General features: G+C 47.7%; 24 protein-coding genes. 6 read left to right on the plus strand and 18 right to left on the minus strand.

Annotated features, from left to right (window positions below; all coding sequences use genetic code 11):
- Positions 1–3 precede the first annotated feature (3 nt).
- The 6 genes from IFO68_RS17205 to IFO68_RS17230 are packed head-to-tail and all read right to left on the minus strand — an operon-like array spanning position 4 to position 3,551.
- The gene (locus IFO68_RS17205; protein ID WP_192017060.1) at positions 4–522 is read right to left on the minus strand and encodes a hypothetical protein; all 519 of its coding nucleotides are present in this window, start codon (positions 520–522) and stop codon (positions 4–6) included.
- Entirely contained in the window at positions 488–1,018 is a 531-nt protein-coding gene (locus tag IFO68_RS17210; RefSeq protein ID WP_192017061.1) for a hypothetical protein, read from the minus strand. Before IFO68_RS17210 ends, IFO68_RS17205 begins: the two co-directional genes overlap by 35 nt.
- On the minus strand, positions 1,011–1,319 hold the full coding sequence (locus IFO68_RS17215) for a hypothetical protein (RefSeq protein WP_036760016.1): 309 nt from the start codon (positions 1,317–1,319) through the stop codon (positions 1,011–1,013). The genes IFO68_RS17210 and IFO68_RS17215 overlap by 8 nt, the downstream gene beginning before the upstream one ends.
- Before the next feature lie 4 nt (positions 1,320–1,323).
- Positions 1,324–3,099, minus strand: coding sequence for a replication endonuclease (locus IFO68_RS17220; protein WP_192017062.1), 1,776 nt, complete (start codon positions 3,097–3,099; stop codon positions 1,324–1,326).
- Entirely contained in the window at positions 3,099–3,287 is a 189-nt protein-coding gene (locus tag IFO68_RS17225) for a hypothetical protein (protein WP_192017063.1), read from the minus strand. Before IFO68_RS17225 ends, IFO68_RS17220 begins: the two co-directional genes overlap by 1 nt.
- Before the next feature lie 9 nt (positions 3,288–3,296).
- Positions 3,297–3,551: a pyocin activator PrtN family protein gene (locus IFO68_RS17230; protein WP_192017064.1), complete on the minus strand. Its 255-nt coding sequence runs from the start codon at positions 3,549–3,551 to the stop codon at positions 3,297–3,299.
- Between the two features lie 135 nt (positions 3,552–3,686).
- On the opposite strand from IFO68_RS17230, the gene IFO68_RS17235 reads away from it, so the two are divergent.
- The gene (locus tag IFO68_RS17235) at positions 3,687–4,295 is read left to right on the plus strand and encodes a S24 family peptidase (RefSeq protein WP_192017065.1); all 609 of its coding nucleotides are present in this window, start codon (positions 3,687–3,689) and stop codon (positions 4,293–4,295) included.
- 26 nt (positions 4,296–4,321) lie between these two features.
- Here IFO68_RS17235 and IFO68_RS17240 read toward each other — a convergent pair whose 3' ends face one another.
- The 6 genes from IFO68_RS17240 to cspE (IFO68_RS17265) form a co-directional block, all read right to left on the minus strand.
- On the minus strand, positions 4,322–4,828 hold the full coding sequence (locus tag IFO68_RS17240; RefSeq protein WP_192017066.1) for a hypothetical protein: 507 nt from the start codon (positions 4,826–4,828) through the stop codon (positions 4,322–4,324).
- Positions 4,825–5,163, minus strand: a complete 339-nt coding sequence (locus tag IFO68_RS17245) for a hypothetical protein (protein WP_192017067.1) — start codon at positions 5,161–5,163, stop codon at positions 4,825–4,827. Before IFO68_RS17245 ends, IFO68_RS17240 begins: the two co-directional genes overlap by 4 nt.
- Positions 5,164–5,655: 492 nt before the next feature.
- A complete protein-coding gene (locus IFO68_RS17250) occupies positions 5,656–5,970 on the minus strand; it encodes a hypothetical protein (RefSeq protein WP_192017068.1) in 315 nt (104 codons plus the stop codon).
- 59 nt (positions 5,971–6,029) lie between these two features.
- Positions 6,030–7,445: a tyrosinase family protein gene (locus tag IFO68_RS17255; protein ID WP_192017069.1), complete on the minus strand. Its 1,416-nt coding sequence runs from the start codon at positions 7,443–7,445 to the stop codon at positions 6,030–6,032.
- Positions 7,446–7,826: 381 nt separating this feature from the next.
- Entirely contained in the window at positions 7,827–8,036 is a 210-nt protein-coding gene (cspE, locus tag IFO68_RS17260; protein ID WP_027252186.1) for a transcription antiterminator/RNA stability regulator CspE, read from the minus strand.
- Between the two features lie 380 nt (positions 8,037–8,416).
- On the minus strand, positions 8,417–8,626 hold the full coding sequence (gene cspE, locus IFO68_RS17265) for a transcription antiterminator/RNA stability regulator CspE (RefSeq protein WP_027252187.1): 210 nt from the start codon (positions 8,624–8,626) through the stop codon (positions 8,417–8,419).
- Between the two features lie 464 nt (positions 8,627–9,090).
- Between cspE (IFO68_RS17265) and IFO68_RS17270 the strand changes: the two genes are divergently transcribed.
- Positions 9,091–9,405, plus strand: a complete 315-nt coding sequence (locus IFO68_RS17270) for a DUF496 family protein (RefSeq protein WP_192017070.1) — start codon at positions 9,091–9,093, stop codon at positions 9,403–9,405.
- A gap of 93 nt (positions 9,406–9,498) precedes the next feature.
- Here IFO68_RS17270 and IFO68_RS17275 read toward each other — a convergent pair whose 3' ends face one another.
- From IFO68_RS17275 to IFO68_RS17295, 5 genes are all read right to left on the minus strand, one after another.
- Positions 9,499–10,092, minus strand: a complete 594-nt coding sequence (locus tag IFO68_RS17275) for an FMN-dependent NADH-azoreductase (RefSeq protein ID WP_192017071.1) — start codon at positions 10,090–10,092, stop codon at positions 9,499–9,501.
- A gap of 363 nt (positions 10,093–10,455) precedes the next feature.
- Positions 10,456–11,892 (minus strand): 16S rRNA (cytosine(1407)-C(5))-methyltransferase RsmF, encoded by a 1,437-nt coding sequence (gene rsmF / locus IFO68_RS17280; protein WP_192017072.1) that lies wholly within the window; start codon positions 11,890–11,892, stop codon positions 10,456–10,458.
- Between the two features lie 156 nt (positions 11,893–12,048).
- On the minus strand, positions 12,049–14,712 hold the full coding sequence (locus tag IFO68_RS17285; protein ID WP_192017073.1) for an MlaD family protein: 2,664 nt from the start codon (positions 14,710–14,712) through the stop codon (positions 12,049–12,051).
- Positions 14,699–15,889, minus strand: a complete 1,191-nt coding sequence (locus IFO68_RS17290) for a paraquat-inducible protein A (protein WP_192017074.1) — start codon at positions 15,887–15,889, stop codon at positions 14,699–14,701. The genes IFO68_RS17285 and IFO68_RS17290 overlap by 14 nt, the downstream gene beginning before the upstream one ends.
- Positions 15,890–15,939: 50 nt before the next feature.
- Positions 15,940–17,772 carry an ABC transporter ATP-binding protein gene (locus IFO68_RS17295; RefSeq protein WP_192017075.1) on the minus strand — a complete coding sequence of 611 codons (1,833 nt, stop codon included), beginning with the start codon at positions 17,770–17,772 and terminating at the stop codon, positions 15,940–15,942.
- A gap of 84 nt (positions 17,773–17,856) precedes the next feature.
- On the opposite strand from IFO68_RS17295, the gene IFO68_RS17300 reads away from it, so the two are divergent.
- From IFO68_RS17300 to IFO68_RS17315, 4 genes are all read left to right on the plus strand, one after another.
- Positions 17,857–18,315, plus strand: a complete 459-nt coding sequence (locus IFO68_RS17300; protein ID WP_192017076.1) for a GAF domain-containing protein — start codon at positions 17,857–17,859, stop codon at positions 18,313–18,315.
- Positions 18,316–18,425: 110 nt separating this feature from the next.
- A complete protein-coding gene (gene proQ / locus IFO68_RS17305) occupies positions 18,426–19,064 on the plus strand; it encodes an RNA chaperone ProQ (protein ID WP_192017077.1) in 639 nt (212 codons plus the stop codon).
- Positions 19,065–19,081: 17 nt separating this feature from the next.
- The gene (gene prc, locus IFO68_RS17310; RefSeq protein WP_192017078.1) at positions 19,082–21,085 is read left to right on the plus strand and encodes a carboxy terminal-processing peptidase; all 2,004 of its coding nucleotides are present in this window, start codon (positions 19,082–19,084) and stop codon (positions 21,083–21,085) included.
- Positions 21,086–21,313: 228 nt separating this feature from the next.
- A complete protein-coding gene (locus tag IFO68_RS17315) occupies positions 21,314–21,979 on the plus strand; it encodes a lipocalin family protein (RefSeq protein WP_192017079.1) in 666 nt (221 codons plus the stop codon).
- Positions 21,980–22,080: 101 nt separating this feature from the next.
- On the opposite strand, the gene pncB is transcribed toward IFO68_RS17315, so the two are convergent.
- Positions 22,081–23,277, minus strand: a complete 1,197-nt coding sequence (gene pncB / locus IFO68_RS17320; RefSeq protein WP_192017080.1) for a nicotinate phosphoribosyltransferase — start codon at positions 23,275–23,277, stop codon at positions 22,081–22,083.
- Between the last annotated feature and the right edge of the window lie 174 nt (positions 23,278–23,451).

The raw sequence follows: 23,451 nt of genomic DNA on the forward strand, positions 1-23,451 counted from the left end.
TTCTTAGGCCGCGGCAGGTTCAGGGTTGGCTTTTTCGCCATTGTCCACCTCCTGCTGTGCTTTCTCTTCTGCCAGTTGGGCGCGCTTCTCCGCCCGTAGCCCTTTCACCTGACGGGCCGTGACGCCGCCCAGACCGACAACGGCCACCAAAAACAGGATCTCTTCCTTGTATTGGCCGAGCCAGTTCAACCACGTCGCGCCGTGCTTTTGCATCAATGGCCCGGCCGCTTTTAATACCTTGGCCTTGGCTTTCTCGTCATATTCAAAGTCCAGACCAATCGCGAAGGTGATCGCCTGCTCTGAAAGGACAAAACCCAAGTCGAGTAAATCAACCGCGGCTTCTGCCGCGTCTTCATCGTTGGCGGCGTCCTGCGCCATGGCGTTGTCATCCGGCTCTGGTACTTCCTGAGATTCAAGTTGCTGAATCGCTGCGCCCCAATCCGCCCAGTCATCCGCCTGGGGTTGTTCTTCGACGAGATCAAACGCCTCAATGTGCTGCAAGTTTTCCGCTGTTGCTGTCATCTTTTTTACCTTTACACAGACCAATTAAAATCATTACCAGTACAAATAACCCGACTAACCACGGATACAGGGTTTTCCACGCTATTTTCGGGACATCTTGCGCGGGGGCTTTCTCCGGCTCTGTTAACGCTGGAAGCCCGTCCTCACTGGTTTGGGTAACGCTCTGGCTAACGCTTTGAACCGAATCCGGAACCGTTTCCTGAACGGGTTCGCTAACAGATTCCTGAACGGTTTCCTGAACAGTGATAACAGGCGCGTCACCCAGCGCCTGAACCGTGTCTACCTTGTGCTTTTCAATGTGCTCATGCATTGACGTGCTGTTTGTGCTGTTCCCGCAACGCGGGCAACGGTAATAGAGTTTGCCGATATTGCGCGGGTTCTTCGGCGGCTCGCCGGATTCCATCAGGCGGTGCTCCCCGGTCATGTGCACCGTGCAGACCTCGCCGCACTCGGGCACCGTGCAGCGGATATAGCCGCGGGTCGGGTTCTTACTCATCCTCGCCCCCTTCCAGTTTTGCCAAGCGGGCTTGTACTTCGGCCCGATAACCGGCGCGGGCTTTCGCGCTGATCCCGTCGAGCATTTCCAGCTTGTCAAAGAAATCACCCGGCAGGCCGATAGCCTCCAGACTCAGGGAGCCGCCGCTGAACATCACGGCTGAGACCTTTTTCACCAGCACTTTCATATCCAGTGCTTTGAGCTTTTCAATCTCGCCTTTCACCTCCACGGATAAGGCTTCCGCCGTATCAATGGCTTTCTCGGCGTGGCGTAGCTGCTGGGCGGTCATGGTTTCAATCATCAAATTATCCTCGGGTCACAATTAAGCGGTTATTTGCCAGTTTGAGCTGGCAATCTTTGTCTATTGGCACTTTGGCCCCGGCCAATATGGGTTTAATCAGGCACTGCACCCCGGCATGGCTCCATCCGGTCACCTGCTTTAAGTGCTCTCCGAGCAGGGGGTTACAGTTATTTTCAGTGCTCCAAGGGGAGCCGCTCCGCGACTCTAACAGCGCCCCTAACTCAGACTTTTTCACTAATCGGTAAGTCTCGTTGCATGTCGAAATGAAGGTGCTCACCCCTTCAGAGATCCAGTGAAAGCCAATGGCTTTTTTCACGCTCTCACCGTACTGGTTCTGTTTTTCTTCATAGGCCAGCTGCGCATCAGCGGCGAGCTGACAAAACAGCGCCCACTTAGAGGAATCTGCCGCCTGTCTCAGGGCTTCAAGTTTTGGATCAATGCGGGTTTGTTCTTCGGTGGCCCGGCGCAGATGTCGCCACAGGGAAACAGGCTCACCGCCGAACTGCTGAAACTGTCGAATACGGTGAACCGAGGCCCAGGCACGAACGCGAAAGGCGCTTTCTTCGGCTTCGGTGTCCGGCATGTGCTTGCCGTTGATGTTTTTCGAAACGTACTTAGCGATATAGGCCGTTGCGCCGCCCTTGGCCGGGTCAGCTTCCTTAACGTCAAAGCGCGGGGAAATGTCGTCTCCCAGCTCGGCTCTGTCTTCACTGGTCGCCACGCCGGAAATGATGTTAATCAGGGTGTCTTTGTCTTTCGGATCGCAGAACAGAAAATAGTGGCCATGGCTGGTGCCGTCTTTGTGCGGCTCCGCCACGCGAAAACCGAAATAGTGAATATCTTCTTTGGCAATCAGGGCACGGGCCTGTGCCCATTGCTGCATCAGATTGCTATGGCCTTCTTTGACCGTGGCCCCGTTCCACTTGCTGGAATTGCGGTGGTACTTACTCGGCAATGTCCACGTCAGAAACAAGGCGGTATAACCCAAGTCCTGCGCCAGCTCTTCAAAGCCGCGGGAACGTACCATCATTTCAATGCGGCGGTTTTCCGGGTTGGCCGTGGTGCGTTTGATCACTTCAGCAAGGTCGAAGTGCTCCCCGGTGGCCTCGTTGTACACCGCGGTGTTCTGAATGAAGCGCTCCGCTTCACGCTGCTTGTTCTTCCAGTTCTGGAAAGACGGATAAGAAAGGTATTTTGACTGGTGCCCCTTGTCGCCGACGCGCTCAAGGGCAATCTGGGCGTACTCGATGTACTGCGCCCGAAGGTGTAACAGGCGGCGTTCAATCCATTCTTCAGACTGCATTTTCAGCACTGAAGCCGTGAGTTCTTGCTCGGCCCGTTCTTCTTCCATCTTGTCACCCGGCATGACTGGCGGGTTAATGGAAATGGCGCGGATATTCTCAGCCAGCACAGAATAGATGTGCTTCATCGCCTCCAGAAAGCTGTCAAAAACCTGCGGGTCAATGTCTTTCATTGCCTGCATATTCTCATCAGCAACCAGACGGGCCAGCTTACGCACGGCCTCGTCTCGCATCAGAATGTTATGGTTCAAACGCTCAGCGTTGACCTTGTTGCGGCTGTCGACAAAAGAAAACTTGTCTTCAATGAAGGGGGAGACTTTCAAGCCGAACTTCACCGCCTCATCACTGAAGCGGTCAAGGTTGTCACGGGTAGCCCCGCCGCGCTGTTGGCGGCTGGCTATCTTGGTGTGGATATCCTGACGGACGACTTGCGGCAGACGTTTTAAGAAATGACGAGTAAAAACCGTACCGTGTTGCATTACTCATTGACCTCATAGCAGCCTGTTGGCGTGCATCTGTAGTTCATCGGGCGGGGTGTGTAGGTGCGCTTTCTTATCCCGTGTTTTTCCCGCAATTTACCCAGCAGGAATACAGCGCGCTGGCGTTTCTCTGGATCAGGGCTGACCATGCCAGCCATGTCCGGGCAAGGGGCGTGTATTGGATGCATAGCGCCCCCTTAACCGCGCACAGACTGCCAGTCTGTTCTGGCTTGCTCGTAACGGGTATCAATGTAAGCCGCCAAGTCATCAATTTTGATTAAGGTAGGGCTGCGCTCAGAGTCGCGTAGCTTGAAGGTAGGGACGGGGAAATCACATGCTTTAGCTTTCTGTTCTGCCGTCTTAGGCGTAATGCCGAAGAACTCCTGACAGACTTGCTTTAGTTCAACGGTTGGACTTTGGAATCGTGCAAGCAGTGCAAAATTTGTATTCATATAGCCTCCATGTAGTACACTTGGAGCAATTCAAGGCGTTTCCAACGCCTGCAAATCACCCGCAACAACTTATGGCAGCATTATTGCCGATCATTTTTCACTTAGCAATACATTTGCAGACATGGAGCAGCACACATGCAGAGTATCGACGAGCAAATTGCAGAGTTAAAGAAGCTTACAAACACTGCTAAAAACGTAGATCTGGCAAAGGTTCTAGGGGTTTCCCCTAAGACCATTCAGTCATGGAAGACACGTGAAAAAATCCCTGAAGATATTTTCCTAAAAGCGAGACAAATATCACAAAATGGGGTTATTGCTCCGCCCAAAGGGTATGTGAGCCTCGATTTCTACGAGGTAGAAGCCAGTGCGGGCCATGGCGCTTTAGTGGTGAGTGAAGAGAAGTCGAGCGATATCGTTTTCAGTGAAACCTACATTCAAAACGAAGTCGGGGTGAAAGCTGCAAATGTTTTCCTGATGCCAGTGAAAGGCGACAGTATGTATCCAACGCTCAAGAATGGCTGTCTGGTCATGGTGAACCAAATTGACCATTTTACTGGTGATGGAATTTACGTGTTTCGCTTTGAAGGTCAGTTGATGGTAAAGCGCCTGCAATTCTCAAAGCATGGCCTGTCTGTCACCAGTGACAACGACAATTACCAACCGTGGGAACTGAGCAAAGATGAGATCATGAGCAGTGATTTTGAAGTAATTGGTGAGGTGGTCTGGTCTGGGCAGAGGATGTAAAAAAGGAGCCATCAGGCTCCTTTTTATTAATGTGCAATTTTGTCTTTATATATAGAGTTAGCAAAGTTTTCTACATATTTAGAAGTAGACCTTTCCTTCATAACAAAATCTACTGTTTCATCAGACCGACTAAATACTGCAGAGATAAAATTCACTAAAGCGATTAATACAACTAAAAACAAATAAGTTAATGGGGACAGCCTAAAGTTAACAAATATCATTGACACAATTAAACGTGAAAATCTATCTTCTTGCTCTTCACTAATCTCACTAAATCTCTGAGAGATAGCTGGTAATGACTTATTTGATTTATTTCTCAATAAACTTCGAATAGCTATACGAATAATAATAGTATGCTTCATTGTATCTTCAAACATCGAAACAAGTAGCAACTTCAATTGCTCAGGATGATCTTCACCTAAGTAATCATTTAAATCAGAGGCAACTTTTTTCCATGCCTTTGAAGCATCATAATAGCGCCATAATATATATATTGGCACAATCACTGATATTGCCAAATACAATCCAGTCATTTTTCTGCTCCTAAACTATTTCTACCTTGTTGTTGCATTTTGAACTCGAAAGCTCTAAGTCTTATATTAGCTAACTTTTCCTTATGCTCCTGTAAGTGCTTGAGTCTCTTTGTTTTTTGCCTAGAAAAATAAATCCAGACAGGGGACAAAAGTACGCATGCGACAAAAGCACAAAGAGCAATAAACAAGAATGTGGTCAAATAAGGATTTTCTTGGGAAAAAGTACCAAAAAATCCCTTAAAAAGGCCAATCACTCCATCAACAGGAGTTGATTTAGCCGTTGAGACCGCCTTGCCTGTGGCTTCAATGATAGTCGCATTTACCTGATCAGACACACCACACCAATATGCAATAGAAATAATATAAACCTAACATAGTATGATACAGTCACACAACAGCCTACGCAATTGAAGAATACTGATCCTTTGATAAAAAATTTATAGGTTCATCACAAATACTTGCAATAATAAAGCACAAAAAACTCATCGAGTTTTAACATAAGGGGACAGTCTGATGAAAACACAAAAAACTCAAACAAAACAATCACTTGATAGAATTAGATGACAGATTGCAAATTGACTGATTATTGTTTTGATATAAATCAGAACTCATAATGACCAACAGTATTTCACTTAACTTCGATTATTAAGTTGCTACCGTCTTACAGTCCCCCTATAGTCCCCCTCCAAACACCTCAGCCCGCTAATAGCCTGAAAGTCTGTTCAATCCAACATTGGACTGCCGGAGTCTGGAAAAGTCATTACATGCGTGATGCAGCCCTGGTTGTATGACTGTGTTTTAGTGACGCCGTCATAATTTAATGATGTCTATGTAACCTCAATGACATCGAGTTGAACGTCTTCGTAGGCGTCAGCCGCTGTATTGCGCCTTTTAAGGATAAGCACTTCGCCAGCCTGAAAGGGTTTGCCACCCGGGCCGATAGGAAATTGCAGCATGACTTTCTCAGAGGCGGATGAGCCTTCGCCGCGGCCGTAGATATGAGCCTGGCTGATAGGGTGCGCATCAGCGGCATTCGGGCTGGTTCGAAAGGCATAAATGATCTGGCTGTCGACCGGGATCCGTTGAAGCCAGACACGGAGAATGCCGTTTCTTGCGGCGGTAGAGGGAACGGTAATTTTCATGGCAATTTGATTATAGTTAAACCCTGTGGCTGCAAGATGCACATACCACAGGGCAATCGCTATTTCTTCGCAAAAGTGCGAAGGGAACAACCATCATATTTGAGGGTTTCAGGTGGAACGGCTTTGCCTTTCGCATCAATAACAAGCAGGTAGATTTTCACATCATCGACGGATTTCTTCCGACCAATAAAGCGCCGCAATCCGCGAGTGAGATCAATCGAATAACGTGTGTGTTCGTAGCGCAATGGATGCTTCGTACGAATATCGTAATCGTCACGCACGGCCATTGTTGGATTACAATGCCCTGATGCTCCGTGACAAGTACCATGACCAAACAGGACGAGGCGTCCAGAGTAGCTTTCATCGTCATAACCGGTTGAAGCATTGCAGGCGGGATTATTGATATAAGCGCGAATCTCATAACTCTCTTTGGGTGGATGTAAACGAAGGAAATCAAGTTGCGCCCGGACAAAGCCGCCTTCAACCAGTCCCATTGATAGTTCTTTAGCCAGGCTTGCTGCTGCTGAGAGTGATTTGGCTGGCAGGGTATTGGTGGTACCTGTGGCTGCGATGGCGGATTCCACTGAATTGTCAGAATAGATGTATTTTAGCGAATTCTCTGCGTCAATCAGATCACGCCCGATGCGTCCGTCATAGACAACTTTCTGTTGAACGAATGTCGGAATATTTGCATCAGGGTGCAGTGTTTGCCAGTCAAACCAGACTTTGTCGACCATGGAATGGTGAAGCCAGAAAAGGGGATCATAGGCCGCAGAAATGACTGAGCTCATGTCACCGGATCCTTGTGGTAAGGGGGAGTTACCTGCACCACCGACATACACATGCACAGCACCATGCGCTCCAAAATCGAAATCTTCCTGGAAGCGCATAAAGTTGGGGTTGTCCATATAACGATCAATATCGTTTTTCAGCTGACTGATGATGCTTTTAAAAGCGTTGGGGAAGCGTTGTGTGTACTGCTCATCACCTTCCAGGCCTTGCGATGTGATGCGATACAGGCTTTTTGCCCGGTTGAGGGGATTATCCAGCTGGACGCCTTCTGCATTTTTATACTGACTGTCATTGAGCACTTTTGGCAGGCCGTTTGCCGCATGAGTCGATTGACTGAACTGTGTCCAGTCCCAATAAGGCAATGTGAGTTCAAGTTCTTTATCTTTACGTTTCCACTGTAAGGCCGTATTCAGGGCCTTTTCGAATGAGTAGATATATGAGCGGTGCCAGGTAAGAAATACCCGGTTATCATCGTGGCAAAGATCCTGATCATAACCGTGACCACGGGCCAGCGAAAAATAGCCACGGCGATCGCCAACTGCAATGTCTGAAATTTCATACATTGCGGCATAGGCGTCTCGTAAATCGTTCATGTCTTCAGGATTCAGACGTAACAGGTTAAAACGGATCAGGGGTAAGCCTGCCATTTTTCTGCGGTAATTGAGTTTAGCAATGGTTGTCATTTATCGATCCTCATTCCTTACATCTGTCATTTAAAAAGCGGAAGGCAATAAGGAGACGGCTGAACCCGGGGAACCATTGCCTGCTTTTTTATACATAGTTGTGTTCACTATAGTGCACTTGAATGCTTATGGCGGTTAAAGTTGAAAAGTGTGAACTAGGGTGTATGAGCTAAGGAGACAGGTTATGCATCTTATGTGGGGGTTAACTGAGTGGGAGGCAATTTGGTCAGACGCTGTGAGTTTTTCTTCAATGGTGAAGAGCAAAGCTTTTCATTGAGGTGAAAACATCGGGAAGCGTTTTTTGGGGCAGAGGATGATTCAGAGGAAATAAAAAGAGCGCCCTCAGGCGCTCTTTTTCGTGTTCATGTGCTTGAAGAGGGCTTATGCGCGCTCAACGTTAGCAGCTTGAGGACCTTTTTGGCCTTGCTCGATATCGAACTTCACTTTCTGACCTTCAGCCAGAGATTTGAAGCCTTCACCAGTGATAGCACGGAAGTGTACGAATACGTCTGCACCGCCGTTGTCTTGAGTGATGAAACCGAAGCCTTTCTCGTCGTTAAACCACTTAACAGTACCAGTTGCTTTAGACATAGGATGTCTCCTGAAAATATAGGAATAAATACGCCCTTGGGCGTGCTTCATGCCAACATAATGGATTACTTATGGACAAGGATGTAGCTCTTCAGGACAACGGCGCTTAGGTGAAGCGGGTGTATCGAAGTATACTTTTCACTTTGTTGCATAAATAGCGTTGCATTATAGGCAGAGTTATTAGGCCACAATGCAAAGCAGACGGCAAGCAAATAGTGAGTCATACCCAAAAAATCCTGAAAAACTGTGAAGATAACTGCAAATGTGAGGAATTGTGAAATGGATTCAGGGTTTTACCTGAAAGGAGAAAGAGGAACTGGTCGGATTTCATCGACAAAAAAAGGGCTTCGCAGCCCCTTTTACGCTAATGTGATGTTAGCTTATAGTCTTTCTACGTTAGCTGCTTGCAAGCCTTTTTGACCTTGCTCAACCTCGTACTGTACTTTTTGACCTTCTTGCAGCGTTTTGAATCCATCACCGGCAATTGCGCGGAAGTGAACAAATACGTCGGCACCACCGTTATCCTGAGTGATAAAACCGAAACCCTTTTCCTCGTTAAACCACTTAACGGTACCTGTTGCTTTGGACATGTTGTCTCCTGAATCTCTTACTCTTTACGTAGCTAACCAATAAGGCTTAACGAAACACCAAAGAATTGCTAACTCTACATCCACAGTCATCCGAAAGAGTCCTGACGAAAAGTGTCGCACGCAATCGTATTAAGCTAAATCAATACTGGTATTAAGAAAGAGTAGGCTCTTGTATTCCAAAAGCAAATAATTCCGCAGTATATTGTGAGTCACATAACAAGAAACAGTGTGCATATTTGTTTTTCATTGCTTGTCGCATTAATGAAAAGCAACTGTCATCAGAATAATGAAAATCAACAGTATAATTAATCGGTTAAAAATTGAGCTTGATTTTTGAGGCGCTGAGCAAGATCAATGAAATGCAGGGTGTAGTGAATTAAGAGTGATCTTACTTGTGAAGAAAGACAAGTTTCTGTTATAACCCAAGTAATGCAGGTTTTCTAGTTTCAAAGTAAGGACAAAACATGAGCAATATCCTGGAATTGGTGCGTCTTGCAAGGCGTAAAAATAAACTTAAGCGTGAAATTCTTGATAATGACCGCAAGATCAGAGACAACCGCAAGCGCGTTGAGTTGCTGGAAAACCTGATTGATTACATTCAGCCGAATATGACACATGAAGAGATTGTCAGCATTATTGAAAACATGAAAGCGGATTATGAAGACCGCGTTGATGATCACATCATCATCACTGCTGAGCTATCAAAAGAGCGTCGTGAAGCCAGTAAGCAATTGAAAGAACATAAGCGTACTGAGCTGGCGAACCGCCCGGCTAAATAAGCGGATAAGTAACAATAACCGTTTGTATCTGATAATAAAAAAGCCGCATAAGCGGCTTTTTTCGTATGACATGTCGGCAGAGATGAGGCGCTGTTAGATTGCCAGCTCTTCAATCTGTGCTTTCGCTTCCCCACGGCCTTTATCGGCCAATTCATCACCCATGTTTAATGCTTCTGCATAAACAAACTCAACCTCTGTCATGCCGACAAAGCCAAGGATAGTGGTCAGGTAAGGAACCATAGTGTCAGTGGCGTTACCTTTATGCATGCCGCCACGAGAAGAAACAACAATCACTTTTTTACCTGTCAGCAGACCAACAGGCCCATTTTCAGTGTAAGAGAAAGTCACACCTGCACGGGCAATCAGGTCAAACCAGTTTTTCAGTTGAGTCGGAATGCTGAAGTTATACATAGGTGCGCCAATGATAATAGTGTCACTGGTTTTGATTTCGTTGATCAGCTGATCAGACAGTGCAATCGTTTCTTTCTGACGTTGGGTCAGATTGTCACCGCCACGTAACCCACCTGCCAGCTCGCCGTCTAGAACAGGGAGCGGATGAGCAACCAGGTCACGTTCAATGATGGTGGAGATGCTATCTGCTTTAACGTTGACAAGATGATCAATCAGGGCGTTTGATTGAGAGTAACCGCCAAGGATGCTGGATTTCAGAACAAGAACTTTAGACATAATGCTGTCCCTTCTATAGTGATTCTTTAATGAACTTGGGCTAACTATAAATGCCGGGCTGCAGCACTAAAAGCTGAAAAACTTGTGTAAGTTGTTCGAGTATTTTGAATGAAGCTAGATTCGGCCCGGAAAAATTCGGGTGGTCTGAGGGCAGAAGGGATTAAAAAAGGATAAAAAATAGCCCGAAACGACTCCTGTTTCGGGCTTAGGGGAATGGCTCGTGAGAGCCTTGCGCTAACTGGTTTATAAATGGAGATCAATTACAATATCAAGCTTAGTTCAAGCAGCATTTTTTGCCAGTTTTAGCCCTGAGACAGTCAAGGCTACTGCCATCATCGATACCAATAACCGTCTGCTCCAAATTCAAAGTATTTTTCCAGATAAACCTGTATCTCTCACCAATTCCCTTGGCAGGCCATTTTTGATGCGATTCCCAACCCATTTTCCTAATCCCAGAGGATAATCCTGATAGGTAACAATAACTTCACCTTTGCCAGTGAGGTCTTGCGGGCGTATGTCTCTGCCCATGATCCACTCATTGGCCTCATCGGTAGTTAGAGAAACACAGCTTGGCTCTTTGCCTGTGGCCAGTGTCATGACTGCTTCATGCTGCCAGCGGTACCCTTTTTTGTGCTTTTCTGCCAGTTTAATGCCAATACGCTGGAAACGGATGTTTTCTAATAGCGGACGAAGGCGGGCAGGGAACAACCAGACTTCCTGATCCCGAAGCCAAACCTCCCGCTCTGGCGGTAGTGTCAGGCTGAGATCTGTGTACAGCTGCTGGTGGATTTGCTCACTGTCTTTACGCGAGGCCAGAGAGAAGGGAAAAATGGCTTTTCGTTTTTTAGCCGGCTCGCTTTCAACAGCCGCAAGTTTACGAATGCGGGCGACAAAAAACCCCTCACTATCATAAACCTGCGGGAAGACGTGTAAAAAGCCTTCCTCGGTACAGGTTTGCTCTGCACCGTTAAATAAACCTGCAAGGGATTCAAATTGCACTGCATCGCCAAAGGTTTCTTTGAGAAATAAGCACACCTCTTGATTTTCAGTATGATTAAGCGTGCAGGTGGAATACACCATCACACCGCCGGGTTTCAGCGCCTGAAAAGCACTGACAATAAGGCCGCGCTGAATGTCTGCAATATCCTGAACGTGCTTCAGGCTCCAGTTTGCCATGGCGTCTTCGTCTTTACGTATTGCACCTTCGCCTGAACAGGGGGCATCCAGAAGAATGCTGTCAAATGCTTCAGGGGTCCAGCTACCGAATATCTGCCCATCGAAATGTGTAATTGCGGCATTAGACACACCGCAACGCTGCAGGTTGGCGTGTAATACCTTGATGCGGCTGGCTGATAGTTCGTTAGCAACCAGTGCGCCTTCATGATGCATTGAGGCCGCGATTTGCGTTGTTTTTGAACCGGGGGCGGCGGCCATATCCAGCACACAGCCGATTTGCTCGTTGTTTGTGAGTAAAGCGGTGACTGGCAGCATGGAGCTGGCTTCCTGTATATAAAACAGTCCTGCCAGGTGTTCTGCAGTATTGCCTAAAGACTCAGTGACTGACTCATCGTACTCTATCCAGAATCCTTCTTCACACCAGGGAACCGGCGTGAGGATCCAGTCTTTATCACTGACTTTTGCCAAAAAATCGGCGACGGAAATTTTCAGTGTATTGACCCGGATACTACGACGCAGCGGGGTACGGCAACTGGCGAGGAAACTGTCCATATCCAGACTGTCTGGCAGAATTTGGCGGATGAGGTTAATGAAATCGTCTGGAATGTAGATGGACTGATGCACTTGCTTTATCTCGGTTGGGATGCAGGCGGCAAGTCTATAACAAACTGACGTTAGGATAAAACAACAAGGCAAGCCCAATGGCTTGCCTTGTTGTTTTGCAGGCTGGAACAGCCAGACTTTTTCGGCGACCCACGTGCCCGGTGGCGATGCTGGGTGTTATTCGGCCGGAATAGCAGTCCGCCACTGTTTCCATTCCGGATTGGCCTTTTCGTGAAGCAGAAAGTGCGTTCCGCTTTGAGCTGGCGCGGAAAGGGGCTGGCCTTCGGGTGTGGCGAGTGCAATGCCGCCACGAATCAGGCTGTCTACAGTACCAGCCTGAATGCTGGCGCCTGTCAGACCGACACTGACATCCAGACCTGATGTGTTCCAGAATACGGTATCTGAACGAACCAGATGCCGGAAGCCAGGCTCAATGTGCGCCTCAATCATTACTCTGTCAGCCAATTCGCCTAACGTGACTTTACTGACCTGGCCCACTTGTATGTCTCTGAACAGCAGGGGTGTACCTGAACGTATTGAAGCGCGGTTGACACTTTCCAGAATAACGGTCAGGCCATCGAACCTTGCTTTTGCCTGTTCCGAAAGCGCGAATGTTTGCCGATAGTTTCCTTCATCCGGCTCTACTTCTATGTAGCTGCTTAAAAGACTGTCGAGATTTTTGACTCCAGTGAGTTCGACTTTGGGTGTGACCAGCCAAAAGTGCGTTTTATCTTTTGTCAGAGCATCAGCAAACCGGGGAAAAAGACGCGCATCAATCTGAACCAGACCGGTTTTAAAATCCGGTACCAGCGACAACACTTTACCCACCGTCACTCCTTGGTATTTGATGTCAGTACCCACAGAAATGCCTTTGGCATGCTCTGCCGTCAGGCTGATTTGCGTACCAAATTCCTTCGCGCTTTTCAGGCTGCCGAACAGTTTGAATTGTTTACCGACACGGTTGGGAATGCCGTTCATGTTATCGAAAGCAATACCGCCTTTGAGTAATGAAGTGACAGGGCTGGCTTTTATATTGACCCCAGACAAACCAGCTTCGATTTCAACACCGGATTGATCCCAGAAAACGCTGTCTGCTGTCACTAAATAGCGGTACTTGTTCTGAATCGATAATTTTATTGTGACGCCGTCACGCGTTAGGGCATAACCACTGACTTTGCCGACGGGAAGGTTACGGTATAGCACAGGGCTACCTTCGCTCACCGAGGGAAGAGCGTCGGCAAAAAGTTGTACCGTGGTACTGCCGGATTGCTGGCTGCTGGCAAGTTTCGCGAGTGCCCGACTTTCAAACAGCGGATATTGGCTACGCATTTTCCCTGAGCCTTCAGAGGTAAAAGCGATACTGTTACTGATTAACTGCTCTGCTGGTGGTACTGAGACATTGATACCGTCTGCACTGATGTCGGCCTGAATTCCGCCATCAATAAAGAAGCGGCTTTGGCTTCGTACCAGAGAGGTGAATTCGGGTTTGATTATGATATCAAAGCGGACTTTTTCTTTTTCCAGGCTGATTTTTTTGACACTTCCCACGGCCATGCCTCGGTGTGTCACCTGAGTATTTCGGCTGATACCAACATTCTTATCGGCGTACAGGTGAATGACGGCAGCCCCGGGACGTTTCTCTTCAAGCTGCTCCTGGGTGAATGCCTGGAAGTGCCGGGCCGGCTCACCTTCGCCTGGAATTAACGTCAGATAATTGCCCTTTATCAGGTTACCGAGATTACTCACACCCTGTAAGGAGAGGTTGGCTTCTTCCAACAACAGACTGGTGCCGGATGTCAGCAAATCACTCATGCTAGGTTCAATCGCTGCATGGGCAATAATACGTTTGCGCTGATGGTCTAAACGCAAATCAGAGATCTGGCCAATCTGCAGGCCGCGATACACGATCGGAGCGCCGCCAGCACTGATGTCATTGTCATCTGGTAATTCAACGGTAATGGCGATGCCGCGTCCAGCGGTATTCAGATCGGGGTACAGGCGAAACAAATGGTTCGGCTGGATAGGAAGACCTTCGTCCGGGGAGTCGAAAGCAATCGCCCCGGCAATTAATGCAGAGAGACTTTCAAACTGAACATCGACACCATTAAATCCGATATTGGCACTGACACCGCTAACATTCCAGAAGCGGCTTTTATTGGTCACCAGGTTGGCGTACTGAGGTTGGATCAGGACGTCAATCAACACCCGTTTTTTACTGTTGCTGAGGGTGTAGTTATAGACTTCGCCAACAGGGATTTTTTTATAGTAGACCTGCGCGCCGATAGAAACAGAACCCAGGTCTGGCGCCTGAAGCTGAATGGTGAGCCCTTCGCCAGCGGGAGTTTCGGAGGGTTGACTGTCTAAAGCGTCAAACTCCTGGGCCGGTTCTCCCTCTCCTGGGAGCAGCGCAATGTAGTTACCCGATACCAGTGCATCAAGGCCACTGATGCCGGTAATCGAGGCTTTGGGTTTAACAAGCCAGAACCGCGTGCCTTTACGTAAAACCTGTACCGCTTCAGGATAGATATCAGCGGTTACATAGATACTTTGCAGATCATCAGATAATTTAACGTCCCGGACGACGCCAACTTCCAGGCCCTGATAACGAATCATGGTTCTGCCGGCAACCAGACCGGCCGCATCCTCAAAATGGATAATGATGCGCTGGCCAGCTTCGCTGACAGCCTGAACGACCAGCCATGCCGCCAGCCCCAAAGCCAGTACAGGTAAAATCCACAGCGGCGATATCTGTCTGTCCCTTTTGACATTCACCGGTTGAGGCTGTTGCGGGCCGACGGGGTTGCCAAAAGGCGGCTGTGGAGGGTGTTTACTGTTTGTCATAGTTATCCCAAATCAGGCGAGAGTCCAGGCTTTCTGCTGCCAGCATGGTGAGCACGACAACGATCGCAAAGGCAATGGCTCCCGGGCCAGGGGTAAAATCCAGAATCTGGCCGCGATCAATGAGCGTGACCATTAAAGCAATGACGAACAAGTCCATCATTGACCATTTACCGATCCATTGAATGATACGGTAAAGCCTCATTCTGTGTAAGTGATTGATCTTTCTTTTACCGTGGATGCACAGAAGAATAAATGCAAGCCCAAGTATTTTGGCTACGGGCACAACGATACTGGCAAAGAAAATCAGAATGGCTATGCCTTCCATGCCGGTATTGATGAGTGACGCGACGCCAGAGAGAATAGTGTCTTCAATCCGCTTACCATTGTTTAAAAATATTGAAATCGGGTAGGTGTTTGCCGGGATGATGAAAATAGTCGCCGTGATCAGGTAAGCCCATGTTTTCTGAATTGAAAACGGTTTACGGTAGTGAGTTGGGCTATGGCAGCGCTGACATTTATCGGCTTCTTCCTGGCTCAGATGGCAATTGTCACAGTGTAACTTCAAAGCTGGGCTTTTATGATCGGATTCAGGTTGCCAGGCTTCCCAATACCGTTTGACATGGAAGCGCGTGAGCATGATGACCATCAGTATTTCCATCATAACCAGGCAAAACAGGCCGGGGCCGACATAGATATCGGCATAGTCTTTAACTTTGAAGCACGCAATGCCCAAACTGACCAGAAAAACATCAAACATCGCCCAATGCTTCAGGTGTTCTATGCACCACATCGAGTACTTAAAAAGGCTGAGCTGGCGCTTCGCCAAGCCTAGTTGAGCGCCGACTACCGATAGGAAAACCAGTAAAGGTGCGACTGTGCTGCAGAACAGTATTAACAGCGCGACAGCGGGGTAATCGGACGACAACGTCAGCGCGCCTGAGGGTATGGTAGCCGGTATCATGACACCGAACAGGCGAATGGTAATTAAAGGATAGAGATGCGCCGGTATGATTAGTATCAAACCGGCGACAGCGAGAGCCAGATCGCCACGTATAGATGGCATGCCGCCACGGTACATGCGTGATTCGCAACGGGGACAAAAAGCGCTTTGTCCCCTGGCGGTTACTTTAGGTGTCAATAGTAAATCACAACTAGGGCAGAGTCTTACCGTTGACATTGATGTCCATCCTATTGGAACCGTTAACTTGTTGAACTGGCATCACTATATTATTTTGAACTGAACCTGGCTACTGTCAGGTTCTGATTGTTAATGTGATGTTCAGCCTCGCTGGATTGAGCAGTACCGTACAGGGTCTGATACAGACCAGTCGTGTTCACCAGCTCCGCGTGTGTCCCAGTCTGGCTTACCTGACCGTCTTCCAGCACATAAATGATATCAGCCTGTTTCACCGCAGAGAGTCTGTGAGCCACGATAAGGGTCGTCCGGTCTGCCAGAAAGTGGTTCAAGGCAGTATGCAAAGCGGCTTCAGTGGCCGTATCCAGTGCAGATGTCGCTTCATCCAGAATGACGAAATCCGGGTTAGTCAGAATCATTCGGGCGATAGCGAGTCGTTGGCGTTGTCCTCCTGAAAGGCGAATACCCTGACGGCCAATCTGAGTGTCCAGCCCGTCACTCAGCCGCTGTGTGACATCTGAAAGCTGTGCAATTTCAATTGCTTGCCAAAGTTGTTCGTCGCTATACTCAGCGCCCAATGACAGATTATGACGAAGAGTATCATTGAACAGTACCGGTTGTTGCAGCACAACGGCCATTTTTTCCCGCAGTGCCTCATAGCTGACGTCTTCAACAGGATGGCCATTGATCAGTATATCGCCACTGTCTTTTTGATAGATGCCAAGGAGTAACTGGATCAATGTGGACTTTCCGCCGCCTGACGCACCCACTAATGCCACGCGTTTTCCTGCGGGTAATGAAATATTCAATCCGTTCAGGACTTTCTTGTCTTCATCATAGGAAAAGTCGAGATGATTGATATCAATGGCAATCTGCTTATGGCCGGAAAAGGGATCCACTTTGGCCTGAGGGCGAACCTCTTCTTCCAGTGCAATCAACTGGTTCAGACGCTGCATAGCGGCCGAAGCACCGTACCAGGCAAATTGAATCCCCAGCAGTTCCTGAACAGGGCCCAGCATAAACCACAGATAGCCAAATACCGCGAACATCTGGCCAATGGTCAGATCACTGAACAGCACCATGAGCATGGCCCCAGCGCGGAAGAGTTCGAATCCAATCAAAAACAGCAGGAAAGAGATCCGTCCGGCGGCTTCTGACTGCCAGGCGTATTTATCGGCATTATCACGGATGCCATCAGCATGCTCTTTCAGGTTTTTCAGGAAATCGCGTTCACGGTTTGCCGCTCTTAGCTGATAAATACCATCCAGCGTTTCAACCAGTCGCTGCTGAAATTTCTCGAAGGCTTGGTTTTCTTTCCGCTTTAAGTGCTTAACTCGGTTTCCCATTTTTCGTGATGCATAAATCACAACGGGGTTGACCAGAAGAATAAACAGCCCCAGCTCCCAGTTCAGCCACAGCAGCACGATGGCTGTCCCGAGCACAGTCAGCGTACCAATCAGAAAGCGGCTTAACGTGTCGCCCACAAATTTATCTATGGTTTCAACATCCGTAACCAGATGAGAAGTGATTCCGCCGCTGCCGCGCTCTTCATACTGACGCATGCTTATCCGGCCAAGTTTATCAATCAGGTGCTTGCGCATCTGATAAGTAACGTCTTTGGCGACTAAGGTAAACTGGCGGCTTTGCAGGATATTCAAAGCTTGGCTGGCAGCACGCATGACGACGACCATCAGGAGCACCAGAATGATATAGGCAGTCGGTTGTTGCCAGGCTAACGGCAGGAAGTGGTTTAATAAAGCAATTCCCTTACCAGGCTGATCAAGCAGAATTTCGTCTACCATCAGCGGCATCAGCAGTGGGATAGGAACGCTGATAAGCGTAGCAATCAGGGCGATGATATTGGCAGCAATCAGCCTCTTTTTGTGATGTTTTGCTTGCTTTATCAACCATGACCAGTTAATCATTTGATTCGTTGAGCCTTTCACAGTGATAACGATTCCTATTACGATACAAAGGTGCCATTTTAACGGCTATATATGGAGTAAGCCATGGAAAATAAATCTGCATTCTACCGTCGTTTAACCCAACAGGCTGTGGCAATCGTTGACGGTGAACCCGATGTAATTGCTAATATTTCTAATATTAGTGCGTTACTGAACATGGAGTTAGAGGATATTAACTGGGTCGGTTTTTATTTGCTGAAAGATGACCAGTTGGTATTGGGTCCATTTCAGGGTAAACCAGCCTGTGTTCGTATACCTGTTGGCCGCGGTGTTTGTGGTACGGCCATCTCAGAAAACAAAGTTCAGCGAGTAGGTGACGTCCATCAATTTGAGGGGCACATTGCCTGTGATGCTGCCAGTAATTCTGAGATCGTGATTCCATTTTCAGTTAAAGGTGAATTGTACGGCGTATTGGATATTGATAGCCCAAGCCTGTCAAGATTTGACCAGGAAGATGAAGACGGGCTGGCTGCATTCATTGAGGAACTACAAATTAAGCTCTAATTGCATGCTTTCGGTGGTTTTTCAACATCAGGTAATTATAATAGCCCGCACTTATTGGTTTTATTTAAAAGCACTAACAGCGAGGTACTCTCGCTTTGTCAGGAAAGTCCATGGAAAACTCTGAAAAGTTAACGAACAGTAAAGAAGTGATTGCCTATATTGCAGAGCAATTCCCGAATTGTTTTACTGTTGAAGGTGAAGCTAAACCATTAAAAATTGGTATCTTCCAAGACCTCGCTGAACGACTGAGTGATGATCCTAAAGTCAGTAAAACTCAGCTGCGAGCAGCACTTCGTCAGTACACTTCTTCTTGGCGTTATCTTCATGGTGTTAAAGCAGGCGCTAGCCGTATTGACCTTGATGGCAATGAGTGTGGTGTGTTAGAACAGGAACATGTTGATCACGCGCAAAAGGCGTTGGAAGAAAGTAAAGCGAAAGTTCGCGCCCGTCGTAAAGAGCAGGCAGCGGCTAAAGCGGCAGCTGAAGGTGATGCTAAGCCAAAGAAAGTTAGGGAAAAATCACCTAGACCTAGAAACGTTAAGCAAAAAACGTCTAAGCTAGATAAGAAGCCGGTAGAAACAACACGCGCTTTGTCTTCCGATGAAGTGACAGTGGGTAAGGATGTCAGTGTCAATATGGGCAATGGCAACATGCCGGCAACCATTGTAGAAATTAATAAGGACGATGTGCGTGTCCGTCTGACTAATGGCCTGACCATGGTTGTGAAAGCGGAGCACCTGCGTTCATAAAGGAGAATGCTCGACGTATGAAATGTCGATTCCGTTTCTCACTGATTGCTGCCGGTATCATGCTGGCAGCATCAGCTCAGGCCTTGGAAGCCACACATACACAAAGTGAATTGCCTGTTTTGTCTCCAGAAAAACAGCATGCGACCGCCAGTAAGCGTGTAGCCTCACGGTTTACCCGATCTCACTATCGCCAGTTCTCACTTGATGACCAATTTTCTGCCAACATTTTCGATCGCTATCTGGAAATGCTGGACTTCAACAAAAGCTTCCTCACTCAATCTGATATCAGACAGTTCGAACAGTGGAAATATCAGCTTGATGACCAGTTAAAAAGAGGCGAAACAACAGCAGCTTACGATATCTTCAATACGGTATTGAAGCGTCGGTTTGATCGTTATCAATATGCGCTGACTCTGTTGGACAGACCTATGTCTTTCAATGTCAACGAAGATATTGTGGTTGATCGTTCAGAAATGCCATGGCCGAAGGACAGGGCAGAGCTGAATGAAATTTGGCGTGAACGTGTCAAATCGGATGAGCTGAATCTTAAGCTGGCAGGCAAAGAGTGGAAAGACATTCAGGAAACCTTGGGTAAACGTTACAACAACGCGTTGAAGCGCCTGACTCAAAGTCACAGCGAAGATGTGTTTCAGCTTTATATGAATGCATTCGCGCGTGAAGTTGACCCTCATACCAGTTATCTCTCTCCTCGCAGCGCTGAGCAGTTCCAGTCGGAGATGAACCTGTCTCTGGAAGGGATTGGTGCTGTGCTTCAAGTGGATGATGAATTCACTGTTATTCGTTCTTTAGTTGCTGGTGGCCCGGCATCCAATTCTAAAAAACTGTCTGCAGGAGACCGTATTATTGGTGTCGCTCAGGACGGTAAAGAAATGGTCGATGTGGTGGGCTGGCGACTGGATGATGTGGTACAGCTGATCAAAGGGCCGAAGGGCAGCAAGGTTCGCCTGGAGATTCTTCCGGAGGGAGTCAATGCCAAAAGCTACAGTGTCACAATCGTCCGGGATAAGATCCGTCTTGAAGACAGGGCTGCCAAGTCATCAGTAGAAACTTATAAAGGCCGCAAAATTGGTGTTCTTGAGATCCCGAGTTTCTATGTTGGTCTTTCTGAAGATACCAAGAAAGAGCTGGCGAAATTAAACCAGCAACAGGTTGATGGTATTGTTATTGATTTACGTAATAACGGCGGCGGTGCGTTAACGGAAGCCACAGCATTAACCGGCCTGTTTATTAACAGTGGCCCGGTGGTTCAGGTTCGCGATAGTTACGGACGTGTGAAAGTGAATGGTGATTCCGATGATCGCGTTTACTTTGATAGCCCCTTAACTGTGCTGATCAACCGTTACAGTGCGTCTGCGTCTGAGATTTTTGCCGCGGCAATGCAAGATTACGGTCGTGCCGTTATTATCGGTGAACAGTCATTCGGTAAGGGTACAGTTCAGCAGCACCGTTCTCTGAATCATATCTATGATCTGTTCGATAAACCGCTAGGTCACGTTCAGTACACGATTCAGAAGTTCTACCGCATTAACGGCGGCAGTACGCAGAATCTGGGTGTTGTACCGGATATCAGTTTCCCTACTGCCATTGACCCTGCGGATACGGGTGAAAGTGTAGAAGATAATGCTCTGCCGTGGGACAGTATCAAGCCTGCGGGTTACCAGAAGCTGTATGACTTTTCTCCGCTGTTGCCTTCGTTACGTGTTCAACACGAACAACGTATCAAGAGCGATATGGAGTTTGGTTTTATTTTCGATGACATAGCCAAGTACAACGCTGAGAAAGATAAAAATGCCTTGTCTCTGAACGAAAGCAAGCGTCGCTCTGAGCAGGATCTGGATGAGAAAGAGCGTTTGGAGCGCTTGAACGCACGTCAGAAATCGTTAGGTGAGAAACCTTTCATTGCATTGAAAGACGTCCCTAAAGATTATGAAGCGCCTGATGCTTATCTGGATGAGGCTGTTGCAATCACGGCTGATTTAGTTCGGGAAGAGCAAAGCTGAAGTGATTAAGGTTTAATGATGATATAAAAAACGGCGCATTCTGCGCCGTTTTTCTTTTTACAACAGTGCGTTAGTGGTGTTAATAACAAGGCTGAAGTTCATGGCTGGCCATGTCTCATAGTTGAAACAAGCTGTTGAATACTTATGACAAGTATCATATTCGCGCGCGGGACATTCCAATGAGGGCTAATTTGATAGAAGGGGCTGATACTTCTTAGGGGTACTATCATGCTGCGAGCCGTTCTTTTGTCATTTGTTCTCAGTGTTTTTACATGGAGCAACACTGCAGCAGCCGATGAGCTGACTGAATTCGATTATCCACTGCTGCTTGGAGACTGGTACTGGTTCAGCACTACCGAGGAAGGGGTGGAGAGTGAGGGAATCAACTACCGTGCTATGAATATTAAGTTCAGTTCGTCTTATCATTTTAAAGTGCGCCTGCTTCGTACTGACGGACTGATCGACGAGTGGGGCGGCAACTATGATATTGATGAAACGACGCTTACCATGAACTCCATCAATCAGCCCTCCCAGCAGCATGAATATGTGTTGAGTTATAACCAGTTTCTTTTAGATGGTGCGCGTTTTACTAAGCTGGCGCCTGAAAATTTACCGGGTCAATGGCGTTCTTCCGCGATAGGCGGTAAGGACGTTGATAACAAAGTGTCAGAGCTGAAGCTGTCGCTACGTCCGGATTTCTTATTCTCCGCTCAGGTAATAGGAAAAGACGGAACACGTAAAGAGCATAAGGGCATCTACTACCTGGAAGATGACAGGATTGTGCTGATTTACGAAGATGGCCAGCATGACAGCCACTTTAAACTGGGCGGAGACAATACGTTAACTCTGACAAATAAACAGTTTGGCATGGAAGCTGTGATGCAGCGTCAATAACACCTTATCTATCTGTAAAATGTTACCTTGTAACGCAACGTTGTAATAAAAAGAGAGGCTTTCGCCTCTCTTTTTGTCTGCAGTATTACTGTGCATTCAACTCAGTCATTGACCAGCTTGAAGGCTTCACGGAGTTGACCCAGGTACTCTTCATCCTGACAGATACTTTTTCCAGGTTCATCTGAAATTTTGGCAACTGGCCGGCCTTCACATTCGGTGAGTTTCAGCACAATGTTTAAGGTGTCTACGCCCGGCAAGTCGCATGTCATATTCGTCCCTATACCAAAACTGATTTGGACGCGTTGACAGAAGTGCTGATATATCTCCAGTGCGCGCTCTAACGTCAGGCTGTCGGAAAATACCAGCGTTTTGCTTTTTGGATCGATGCCCAGCGACTGATAGTGCGCAATGGCTTTTTCGCCCCATGTGATCGGATCACCGCTGTCATGACGCAGACCACTGAAGCGTTTGGAAAGACGCAGATCGAAATCCCGCAAAAATGCATCCATGTTAATACAGTCGGTTAAGGCGATACCTAAGGATTCCGGGTATTCCTGAAGCCAGCGGTTCAATGCTAACTGCTGAGAACCAGCCAGTTCTCCGGCCAGTTGTTGGTGAGCCTGGAACCACTCGTGTGCCTGGGTACCAACAGGGGTTAGCTGGCGAGTTCGGGCCAGATGGTAGTTTGAAGTACCGCTGAACTGAGGGAAGTGTGCTGTCAGATGATCGACAACGGCGTAATGTACATCTTTAGAAAAGCGACGCCGGGTGCCGAAATCGACCAAAGAAAATTCGCTGATGTCCGTATCGGCAGCCAGCGCGTGAAAACGGGACAGCTTGTGATTGAGTTGATCAATCGCAGCTTCAGGTGAGGCATCAGCATAGCGATGACGACATCGAGTCTCACAGACAATGGCCAGCAAAGGCACTTCCCACAAGATGATATCCAGCCATTTTCCTTCGATACGTATAGTGATCTGTTCATCGCTTTCATCTATGATGACCTGCGTGGGATCGAGGCGAAACTGGTTTAAATAGTCCAGGTAGTCTTGCTGAAAGAATGGCAGTGTGGCTAAGTAGTCAATTTCTTCTGCGCTAAACTGCAGCTCACCCAGGTGAGCGACTTGTCTTTTGATTTCAGCCAGGTAAGGCCTGAGATCTTCGCCACTGCGACAGCGAAACTCGGCGGCAGCGCTCACATCTGGGTAGAGGTGAAAAATCGCTTGCTGCATGTGGAGTTTGTACGCATCGGTATCAAGCAGTGAATCAATGATCCAAGGTTGCATAGTGTGGTTCATATTGCAGAGTCATTCCTGTTAAAGAGGCTAAAATCAATGTACTGGGGTAAAGGAGGTTGTACGACAGTGTCATTGTTACGCGACGCGACGCTGGTAACAATAGATAAAGATAAGATTTTCACCTCAAGTGCTATCTGCTAACATTTTGCCTTAACACAGTGTAAAGATTATTGG

Source organism: Photobacterium arenosum (assembly GCF_014841115.1).
In the GTDB taxonomy this organism is placed as follows: Bacteria; Pseudomonadota; Gammaproteobacteria; order Enterobacterales; family Vibrionaceae; genus Photobacterium; species Photobacterium arenosum.

Bases quoted from the DNA above. Each gene is read 5' to 3' on its own strand.
- IFO68_RS17240 (WP_192017066.1), bottom strand. From the start codon at position 4,828: ATGACTGGATTGTATTTGGCAATATCAGTGATTGTGCCAATATATATA.
- IFO68_RS17215 (WP_036760016.1), bottom strand. From the start codon at position 1,319: ATGATTGAAACCATGACCGCCCAGCAGCTACGCCACGCCGAGAAAGCC.
- IFO68_RS17230 (WP_192017064.1), bottom strand. From the start codon at position 3,551: ATGAATACAAATTTTGCACTGCTTGCACGATTCCAAAGTCCAACCGTT.
- IFO68_RS17250 (WP_192017068.1), bottom strand. From the start codon at position 5,970: ATGAAAATTACCGTTCCCTCTACCGCCGCAAGAAACGGCATTCTCCGT.
- IFO68_RS17270 (WP_192017070.1), top strand. From the start codon at position 9,091: ATGAGCAATATCCTGGAATTGGTGCGTCTTGCAAGGCGTAAAAATAAA.
- IFO68_RS17275 (WP_192017071.1), bottom strand. From the start codon at position 10,092: ATGTCTAAAGTTCTTGTTCTGAAATCCAGCATCCTTGGCGGTTACTCT.
- IFO68_RS17295 (WP_192017075.1), bottom strand. From the start codon at position 17,772: ATGATTAACTGGTCATGGTTGATAAAGCAAGCAAAACATCACAAAAAG.
- IFO68_RS17255 (WP_192017069.1), bottom strand. From the start codon at position 7,445: ATGACAACCATTGCTAAACTCAATTACCGCAGAAAAATGGCAGGCTTA.
- IFO68_RS17235 (WP_192017065.1), top strand. From the start codon at position 3,687: ATGCAGAGTATCGACGAGCAAATTGCAGAGTTAAAGAAGCTTACAAAC.
- IFO68_RS17315 (WP_192017079.1), top strand. From the start codon at position 21,314: ATGCTGCGAGCCGTTCTTTTGTCATTTGTTCTCAGTGTTTTTACATGG.
- cspE (WP_027252187.1), bottom strand. From the start codon at position 8,626: ATGTCCAAAGCAACAGGTACCGTTAAGTGGTTTAACGAGGAAAAGGGT.
- cspE (WP_027252186.1), bottom strand. From the start codon at position 8,036: ATGTCTAAAGCAACTGGTACTGTTAAGTGGTTTAACGACGAGAAAGGC.
- IFO68_RS17290 (WP_192017074.1), bottom strand. From the start codon at position 15,889: ATGTCAACGGTAAGACTCTGCCCTAGTTGTGATTTACTATTGACACCT.
- IFO68_RS17220 (WP_192017062.1), bottom strand. From the start codon at position 3,099: ATGCAACACGGTACGGTTTTTACTCGTCATTTCTTAAAACGTCTGCCG.
- pncB (WP_192017080.1), bottom strand. From the start codon at position 23,277: ATGAACCACACTATGCAACCTTGGATCATTGATTCACTGCTTGATACC.
- IFO68_RS17205 (WP_192017060.1), bottom strand. From the start codon at position 522: ATGACAGCAACAGCGGAAAACTTGCAGCACATTGAGGCGTTTGATCTC.
- IFO68_RS17225 (WP_192017063.1), bottom strand. From the start codon at position 3,287: ATGCATCCAATACACGCCCCTTGCCCGGACATGGCTGGCATGGTCAGC.
- proQ (WP_192017077.1), top strand. From the start codon at position 18,426: ATGGAAAACTCTGAAAAGTTAACGAACAGTAAAGAAGTGATTGCCTAT.
- IFO68_RS17300 (WP_192017076.1), top strand. From the start codon at position 17,857: ATGGAAAATAAATCTGCATTCTACCGTCGTTTAACCCAACAGGCTGTG.
- IFO68_RS17285 (WP_192017073.1), bottom strand. From the start codon at position 14,712: ATGACAAACAGTAAACACCCTCCACAGCCGCCTTTTGGCAACCCCGTC.
- IFO68_RS17210 (WP_192017061.1), bottom strand. From the start codon at position 1,018: ATGAGTAAGAACCCGACCCGCGGCTATATCCGCTGCACGGTGCCCGAG.
- prc (WP_192017078.1), top strand. From the start codon at position 19,082: ATGAAATGTCGATTCCGTTTCTCACTGATTGCTGCCGGTATCATGCTG.